This window comes from Pseudoalteromonas sp. S3178 (genome assembly GCF_005886985.1).
Lineage (GTDB): Bacteria > Pseudomonadota > Gammaproteobacteria > Enterobacterales > Alteromonadaceae > Pseudoalteromonas > Pseudoalteromonas carrageenovora.
On the sequence record NZ_PNCW01000063.1, the window covers coordinates 1 to 1,309 of the forward strand.

Genomic DNA, 1,309 nt, shown 5'->3' on the forward strand with positions numbered 1-1,309 from the left:
TTTCAAAAAATAAACCTTTAAAACCTACCTCCCTTTATTATTGAGCACCCACATTTTTAATTTTAATGCAGCACGTGTGCTGCATTAACGTATTCTCATTAAGGATGATGTATGAGCCTTATTACCACGAGTATTTTAATGCTGTTTTTACAGCCTTTATTTGTATATTTAGCTCTTTTTAAAGAGTCTGAGCAAAGTGCCCGAAACCGTTCACTAGACAACGAAGATGCTATGTATCTATTTATAGCACCAGGGCTGGCTGTATTTTATTCTGATGACTTTTGGCAAGCGGTACTTTATTTAGGAAGTGTATGCCTATTAGGTTTAATGCTTGCCATTATTGTAAAAAGCAAAGCTAAAAAACGATTAACAAGGGATGACGCTATCGGGTTTACTATTGCCAGTTTTTTATTTTTTTTGATTATAAAATTAATTATTGGTGGGATAGGGTATCTTTTTACCGAAAATGCCGCGAATGCTTCAGCAGCCGACATAGGCCAGCAAGCTTATTCATCAACTTCAGGTGAGCTTTTAAACTGGGGGTATTTATATTATCAGTTTTGGCCAACGTTATACTTTTTACTCTTAATGTTAGCCACATTAGCTATAAAAATAATTGAGAGCCGATTTAATAAACATTCATTTTCAGGCTCGCTGCTAATATTGGGCGCAGTTTTAGCTGGTGTATCACCGTTATTTGGTAATGCTTTTATTTTAGGGGTTATTGCTAACTTTTTTATATATTTTGTTGTGTGTACGGCATGTATAGAAATTGATAAAAAGAGCGACCCCTCAGCGGGTGCTATTAGTTTTATGTATGGCTTTTTACTTATGGGTGGCATCATGTTTAGTAGTATTGGTAAATTAATATATACGCTATTTTATAATTAGATTAGTGATTGTTTTTTGATTAAAAAACATGCAGTATAATTGTGCCTAATTAGTATGTTCCCCTACTTTTTTAATATAAATATGGTTGGTGTAATTAAATAGCCATGTATATTAAGTAGTTTATAGCTAGGGCCTGTTTATCTTTCGAGGTTAAATTTGCAGCAGTGTGTTTGGCATTTAGGCAAGGCAGAGCCTATGTGGTGTGGTTATTCCCCATAAATAGGCGATAACGCAGTGTAAATACCAAACACGCGCTGCCCGTTGGGTTCGTCCTAGGGACGATTAACTCTTTGTTGCTCGGTTTTTACTTAGCCCACTAGGTTACAAACCTCGCGCCGCGATTTAATCGTCCCTAGATTGAACAAATTTCAATCCGCAAAGATCAACACGCCCTAATCTTATTGCCAAATTTAGTACT

Annotated in this window: 1 protein-coding gene; it reads left to right on the forward strand. The window is 35.8% G+C overall.

Annotated features, from left to right (window positions below):
- Positions 1-111: 111 nt before the first annotated feature.
- Entirely contained in the window at positions 112-891 is a 780-nt protein-coding gene (locus tag CWC11_RS16785; RefSeq protein WP_138683595.1) for a hypothetical protein, read from the forward strand.
- Positions 892-1,309 lie beyond the last annotated feature (418 nt).